A 6,736-nucleotide genomic window follows, 5' to 3' on the forward strand; every position below is an offset into this window, starting at 1 on the left:
AATGCTATGTACGGCGGGGAACTGGTCAAAATCGTTGGCCGATGGCAAGGGAAATGGCAGGTTGAAGGATCTCCTGGGCGCTTCCAGTACGTCCAAGCAAACCAGCTAAGTCAGCCGAAAACTCCCTGAATGAAACGCGATCGCCTTCTAAGCACGTAGGCGATCGCGCAAAAGAAAACTTTTGAAGGAAACCCCAGGATATTCGCTTTCTTGGGGATAGGCAATTGCGATCCATCGGCGATGGTATCAGTAATATTGCTGTAGCCATTTTTTCGCAAAGTCAGAAGTATAGTGAAATCCCCCCCAACTTTCAGAAATTATGTTTGTTTCAACCGTGGACTTGCCTGACTATATCTATCTGGATGATGTCAGAGTTAATCACCCTGAACCAAAGCTATTAATTGATTTCCAAACAGCAGATAAGTCAGATCGAGAAGTCCAACGACTCCTAGATGACCTAACTAGCGCATTTTCAATAGGTATCGGCTTACTCAATAGGCACTGATAACTCTTAAAAAGGTCATTGCTTGTGGTGCGATCGCCTTTTTTGCTCGTAGAATCTTCTGATTTATAAATCTTGATAAAAATTAACAACTGAATAATTAAGTATATATGCGGTTTCTCTGTGAAGAGTTTTATGGGTTAAGTTCTTGTTGTTCCACAGCAACGGCAATACAGGGACATCTCTTCGTGATTACAACAGCATTATCTCTGTATCTCCGGCAATAAGGCTTTGCGGCAGTGAAATTACTTCCGCATTTACATAAAAGTGGCATATTTACATAAACTTATAAACGGAATACAACGGATTTATTCACTTCAGTAATCCGTTTTTTGATGGCAAAACCAACACTCGCTCAAATTTTTGGAGCAAACGCTACACAGGACGCAGCAACCCTAACGATCCATAAAGCAGACTTACCTCGTTTGACAGCTTCAGCAAGTAATACGGCTGAAAGTTTGTTGACCGGTATTCTGTTGCTAGTCCAACTTCAACTACTTAAATCCAACTTCGACACAAATCTAGAGCAAAGTATTTATATTGAATCTGGATTCCCTGCATTCACTTTTAGGGGAAACAATAACGCTTCGTATCGAGTGGATTCCCTGACAATAAGCTTGGCTAAACCAGATACATCAGCAATCATAGATCCTGATGACTACTAATTTATCCTCTCTTTCTCTGACTCAATTATTTGGGGAGGGAGCCTATCAAGATGCAAATATTCTAATAATCAAAAAATCTTCATTATTAAGATTAACAGCATCCCCGGACAATACCGCAGAAAGTTTATTAGTAGCAATGCTTATTACTGCGCTAACCAACTTTAGCGGAATCGTTACAAATGAAACTTTTCAGATGATTATTGACGAAAATAATCAGCCTATCCTCTTTGATAACTCTGAGGCTTTTGAATTAATAGAAATTATTAGCTGGCAACCTTTTCAGTTCACGAGAAATAATCAATTTTTTATCAAGCATCAAATCATTATTAAAATGTATGCCTCAGATTAAAGATATTGCGATTACAAAAAGTATCGCTAGAGATGATGATTTTTTGATAATGCAAAACCCTGAAACAGGAGAAACTTACAAAATTACCAAAGGTAATTTATTTGCAGGTTTTTCTGGTAGTGGTGATGGTAGTAGTAATAACCGCCACTCTCTCAATTTTGTAAGTAATGGTGATGCTAGTGGATTATTTTATTATTTAGGTACAAACAAGGGTACATCTAATTGGATAAACCCCGCAGGAACTAGCGTAAATGTGACAGCTAGCTCTACTGAAGCAGGCAATCCGACTTCTTTAATTGATAGACAAGGTAGTGAATGGTTTAGCCATCCCATCGCAAACAGCTGGGTTAGTTTTGCGATTACATCTGGAAAGCTACTTTGTAATTACTATTCAATCCGCTCTAGAGCTACGAATACAGATTATTATCCAAGGAATTGGAAGTTACAAGGTAGCAATGATGGAGCTACATGGATTGATTTAGATATTCAAGTCAATAATGAAACATTAAACGCCGTTTCGCAGTGGCTATCGTTACCTGTTAGCTCAAATACATCATATTCTAATTTTCGGATTATCCAGAATGGTCTAGATTCATCAAATGCTGATTATTTTTGTTTGGGCGAATTTGAATTATATGGTTCTTATTCCTCCTAGTACTGTGTAGAAATAAAATTTAATGGCTTACTGCAAAATTGGTGATCCTAATGCTACGGTTACATGGCAATATCAAAATGATGACCCGAAAAGGTTTATATCGAATATCGTCCCTATTGATGTAACTATCGGCTTTGATGATGAAGTGGGAGTTTGGCGCGTAGATACTTATGATGATATGACTATTTCTTATATCGCTTCATATAGTGGTACACAAGCTGAAAGCCCTGTCGGGATAGCAAGAGAACTAAGGACTGCTAGCACGAATAGATTAATCTCCTCCGATGGAAATATTGCGGCTGGCAATGTTCGCGTAAGAAGCGCAGTTTTTACGCCAAATAGCCAGCGCATCTACAGAATCAAAGTCCTTGATACTACTGGCAAGGTAATTTTTGAAAATTTTAAAGAAACAAATACACCACCAAAATATCAGGTGGCTTGTGGTGTTGCTTGTCCTGAAGGCTTTTGTAAATGTGAAATACCTGAATATCCGGGATATTGCTGTTTGGATTGTGCATTTACAGCCGCAAGCATTCATGCTATTACCAATGAATTGAAATATAAAAACTTGGGTGGGCTACCACCATTAACATTAACTTGAGGTCAGCTTATGACGGATAGCTGTAATCAGATAACAGCAGAAATCGCCGCACTGCGTGCTCAGATCGCACGACTAATTATATTAACTGAAGCGCAAGTAAAGCAGATTGTCGATTCAAGTATCAATCCAAAAATTACAGAAGTAACTTACAAACTTGACGCGGTAAATACTACTGCTAATAAGGCCGAACAGGGTGTGATTTCCTTCCAGGCTACATTAGCTCAGATGAAAGCGGCTATTGCTAGCGCCGAAGGAACTGCTAATGGAGCCGCATCTACAGCAAAAAAAGCTGCTTCTACAGCCGATGAATCACTAGCAAAGGTGAGTACTTTTGAAGGTACTCTTAAACAAGTCAAAGATAGTGTTGCAGAGGCTCGGTCTGTAGCAAATACAGCCAAAACAACTGCTAACGGAGCAGCAAAAACTGCTGACGAATCCCTGAGAGAGGCGATTGCAGCAGCCAAGGAGGCGGAATTATCAAAAGGGCTTTCAGTTCAGGCAAAAAATGAGTCGTCCTCAGCCAAGACAGTCGCAACAACGGCTGCTACGGAAGCTTCTACAGCCACAAAAGAAGCCAAGGAAGCCAAAGGGCTTTTTGAAGGGGTAAAAAATACACTTACTAACCTGAGTAGCAAGGTAACAGCAGTTGAAGCATCCATAGGGAAACTTGCCAACCAAGTAGGTGAGGCAGTCAGTAAAGCTGGTGAGGCTATAGGAATTAGCCGAGAAGCCCAAGGCGTAGCTGGGAGAGCGCTCGGTAAAGCCGCAGAAGTTCTTGGACTTGCCCTCAATATTGCCTCAACAGTGGCGGGACTGGTTGATACGATTGCGACTCTTGAGACACTTGGAGGTCGAATCGATGCTATTGAAGATGAATTTATTGCTCTTGGCAATAGCGTTTCCGGAATTCTCGGCAAACTACTTGGATTACAAAATCGCATTGGCCGCAACGAAGCATCAATATCAGAAGTAAGAATAATTGCAATAGATGCCAGGGGCATAGGCGAGGCGGCGAATTTAAAAGCCGGAGCCGCCCAAATAACAGCATCTCGCGCTGAAGGTTATGCAACTACAGCACAAGCTACCGCTAAACAAGCTCAAACCACTGCTGATGGTGCTGCTCGTAATGCCAAACAAGCAAACGAAAACGCCATAACGGCATTCAAAAAAGCCGAAGAGGCAGAAAGTATTGGCGAAAAAGCCAAGCGTCTTGCTGGAGAGGCTTTTGGGAAGGCAGGGGAAGCACTGAATACAGCACTGATCGCAATCGCACTTTATCAAAGCGTAAAAGCAATTAGGGGTTTAAGAGGCTTGCAAGGCATTCCGGGTACTCCCGGTATTCCCGGTACTCCCGGTACTCCCGGTACTCCCGGCAGGCAAGGTGAAAGAGGCTTGCAAGGTGTAGGTATACCGGGTATGCCTGGAAGAGACGGCGTTACAACAGTAATACAGATACCAGGAATTCCAGGCACGCAGGGGGATAGAGGATTCCCTGGGATTAGTGGACTACCTGGTAGAAATGGAATTAATGGCAAAGACGGCAAGGATGGCAGAGACGTGAACCCAGGCGATTTAGCAGGATTAAAAGCTTTAATAATTTCCCAGCATACGCAAACTAGAGCAAACAGCACAACACAACATACATCTACAAGAGCAAACATATTGGCTGCTATCGGTGCGGCTCTTGCGCCAGTAATAGCAATATGCAAACAGATTTATGATATTGTCTCAACATTTAGTAATGCAGCACAATTAGTGCTTTTGAATATTATTAATAACAAACTAGGTAATCAAGTAACTGGGGGATTGAGCCAGTTTATCGAAACAATTGCCAAAAATACTTACATAGAAAAAGCATTAACACTTTTAACATTCGCCGCAACAATTCACAATACTTTTATGCTGTCCAACAACGTTGCTCAAACATTAGGGACAATTATTGACCAACTTTTAGGATTTATACTTCCAAAAGGAATTGATGGCACTCCTATCACTATTGAGAACGTATTAGGAAAAGCTGCACACGAAGTAATCGCTAGTACTATTGGCGAAAAAAATTATAAAGAGATATCAGAAGATTGGGCTAAAGCAAATAGAATTTATCAAGCTGGGGTTAACGTATTCAATCAAATTAGTAATGTAGTTGGGTTAGTTACTGCTGGTATGGAAGTAATTGGCGGCAATGTTGCTAAAATTGGAAATTCTTTAAAAATCTGGGGCGTCATCGGCGAAACCGCTTACTCATGGATGAATCCACAGCCAAACTTAAAAGGCAAATTTTTTAATTTTATTAATACTGCAAGCGAGAAAGCTAATACGATTGCAATGATGATAGCAATTCCGATTGGAATGACCGAAGCAGCAATAGGAGTAAATAATGCAATTGGGAGCTTAAATAAAGAACTCGATCAAGAAGATCCAAAAGATAAATATGGGAATCCTGTGACTGATAAATTAGGTAATCCATTAAAATGGGAGCCTGGTATTACTGTTCCTGATCCCATAAAAACAGTATTAGCACAAGAACAAGCTAAGGCAGACAGCAAAAATATTATCGAAGCGACTCTAGAAGATATTTTCGATGGGAGTGATTAATAGTGTCAAGCGAAGATAAAGTTTTAATTCCACCAAGAGACGCTCAAGGAAGACAACTTCCACCAACAGCCGATGTAACAATAGGCAAAACGCTTACACCATTTACGCCCGCTATTGTAGCAGGAGCGCCACCAGACGATAGATTGCCCGACAAGTTTCAACCATTCGAGCATTTGCAAGAAGTATACCTTCCTCAACATAATGCAATTGTAAGGCGATACTTTTCAGATCACCCTGACGACTGGAAACCAAATATAGCAACAGCTCGTAGTAGTTTGCGAGTTGCCTGCACCATGCTTGATTCTGATAATCAATTAATAATGAATCTACGGCATCATTTATTATTTGATTTGCTAGGATATGGCAAAAGTAATCTTATTGTTTACAATGGGTCATTCAATGATATTGCCCCGCCTGTCGCTGGGCATCCAAGAGTTTATTTTTACTTTTCGCAGGATATCGAAAGTGTTCCGCACGGAATACCAAGAGTCGATGCAGAATATAGTTTCCGACTTATAAAAGAAACTGCGGCTACCTACACTAAGGCAAAAGCAACCGCATTAGCAACGTTGATAAAAGAATTTTTTATTGTTAATGGACAAGGTATACATTTTACTAAAGGAAAAAATATTTATAGCTATAATGACCCAACAAACGGCTATAGATTGATGATTTATGCACACCAGCAAACTGATGCAATACCGATAATTGAGAAAATGCTTCAATGTACTGAGATAGTTTATGACCAACATAAACTTACTCTCCACGAACCACTAAAAGACAATACTATTACGCCACCTGAACAATTGGTGTATGAGAAAGAGATAATTCCGCCAAAGTTCCGCCCAACTGCTAACGTGCGTTTTCGATACGCGTATGTTCAAATACCTCTCGTAAAAAAGGCTGTTTATTTAGTAGATACAACACATCGACATACACCTTTAGTCCATTAACTGAGTTGTAATTTACAAGACATTGAGTTGTGATTTACAAGACGTTGAGTTGCAATTTACAAGACGTTGAGTTGCAATTTACAAGACGTTGAGTTGCAATTTACAAGACGTTGAGTTGTAATTTACCTAACGGTCTGTCAAAAATTTCACAAGTGATAATTAGTTGCTTAAAGTTTTATTTGGGTTCTGTCATTTTCTTTGTTTTTTAATGCAACTATTTTATAAGTAATACGTACATGAATTTGCCCGTATTGATTCTTGCGCCAAACGTGCCAAGGAAGCCTTTAGGGTTCCTAGTTGTTCGTGCAATATTCGTAGAAGCTATAGAACCCATTTGACATCTTTTACTGTGTTGAAGTAAAGTGAGCGCAAAAGTTGTATAAAGTAGTAATGCCATACTCTAGCAGCCTCACAGA

At 40.1% G+C, this 6,736-nt stretch carries 8 protein-coding genes; 7 read left to right on the top strand and 1 reads right to left on the bottom strand.

Going from position 1 to position 6,736, the window contains the following annotated elements:
- Positions 1-110 precede the first annotated feature (110 nt).
- Positions 111-278 carry a hypothetical protein gene (locus V7K32_RS00285; RefSeq protein WP_334989241.1) on the bottom strand — a complete coding sequence of 56 codons (168 nt, stop codon included), beginning with the start codon at positions 276-278 and terminating at the stop codon, positions 111-113.
- A 41-nt stretch (positions 279-319) separates the two neighbouring features.
- On the opposite strand from V7K32_RS00285, the gene V7K32_RS00290 reads away from it, so the two are divergent.
- The 7 genes from V7K32_RS00290 (at position 320) to V7K32_RS00320 (ending at position 6,320) form a co-directional block, all read left to right on the top strand.
- Positions 320-505: a hypothetical protein gene (locus V7K32_RS00290; protein ID WP_334989243.1), complete on the top strand. Its 186-nt coding sequence runs from the start codon at positions 320-322 to the stop codon at positions 503-505.
- Between the two features lie 332 nt (positions 506-837).
- On the top strand, positions 838-1,167 hold the full coding sequence (locus V7K32_RS00295) for a hypothetical protein (protein ID WP_334989245.1): 330 nt from the start codon (positions 838-840) through the stop codon (positions 1,165-1,167).
- Positions 1,157-1,516: a hypothetical protein gene (locus V7K32_RS00300; RefSeq protein WP_334989247.1), complete on the top strand. Its 360-nt coding sequence runs from the start codon at positions 1,157-1,159 to the stop codon at positions 1,514-1,516. Before V7K32_RS00295 ends, V7K32_RS00300 begins: the two co-directional genes overlap by 11 nt.
- Positions 1,503-2,171 carry a hypothetical protein gene (locus V7K32_RS00305; protein WP_334989249.1) on the top strand — a complete coding sequence of 223 codons (669 nt, stop codon included), beginning with the start codon at positions 1,503-1,505 and terminating at the stop codon, positions 2,169-2,171. The genes V7K32_RS00300 and V7K32_RS00305 overlap by 14 nt, the downstream gene beginning before the upstream one ends.
- 22 nt (positions 2,172-2,193) lie before the next feature.
- Positions 2,194-2,772, top strand: a complete 579-nt coding sequence (locus V7K32_RS00310; RefSeq protein WP_334989251.1) for a hypothetical protein — start codon at positions 2,194-2,196, stop codon at positions 2,770-2,772.
- A 9-nt stretch (positions 2,773-2,781) separates the two neighbouring features.
- Positions 2,782-5,367, top strand: coding sequence for a hypothetical protein (locus V7K32_RS00315; protein ID WP_334989253.1), 2,586 nt, complete (start codon positions 2,782-2,784; stop codon positions 5,365-5,367).
- 2 nt (positions 5,368-5,369) lie between these two features.
- Complete coding sequence (locus V7K32_RS00320) at positions 5,370-6,320, top strand: hypothetical protein (RefSeq protein WP_334989255.1); 951 nt, start codon at positions 5,370-5,372, stop codon at positions 6,318-6,320.
- Positions 6,321-6,736: the final 416 nt, after the last annotated feature.

The sequence above is a fragment of the Nostoc sp. genome (assembly GCF_036917635.1).
Lineage (GTDB): Bacteria > Cyanobacteriota > Cyanobacteriia > Cyanobacteriales > Nostocaceae > Nostoc.

Excerpts from the sequence above, each read along its gene's own strand:
- V7K32_RS00290 (WP_334989243.1), top strand. The coding sequence starts at position 320 with ATGTTTGTTTCAACCGTGGACTTGCCTGACTATATCTATCTGGATGAT.
- V7K32_RS00295 (WP_334989245.1), top strand. The coding sequence starts at position 838 with ATGGCAAAACCAACACTCGCTCAAATTTTTGGAGCAAACGCTACACAG.
- V7K32_RS00300 (WP_334989247.1), top strand. The coding sequence starts at position 1,157 with ATGACTACTAATTTATCCTCTCTTTCTCTGACTCAATTATTTGGGGAG.
- V7K32_RS00305 (WP_334989249.1), top strand. The coding sequence starts at position 1,503 with ATGCCTCAGATTAAAGATATTGCGATTACAAAAAGTATCGCTAGAGAT.
- V7K32_RS00310 (WP_334989251.1), top strand. The coding sequence starts at position 2,194 with ATGGCTTACTGCAAAATTGGTGATCCTAATGCTACGGTTACATGGCAA.
- V7K32_RS00315 (WP_334989253.1), top strand. The coding sequence starts at position 2,782 with ATGACGGATAGCTGTAATCAGATAACAGCAGAAATCGCCGCACTGCGT.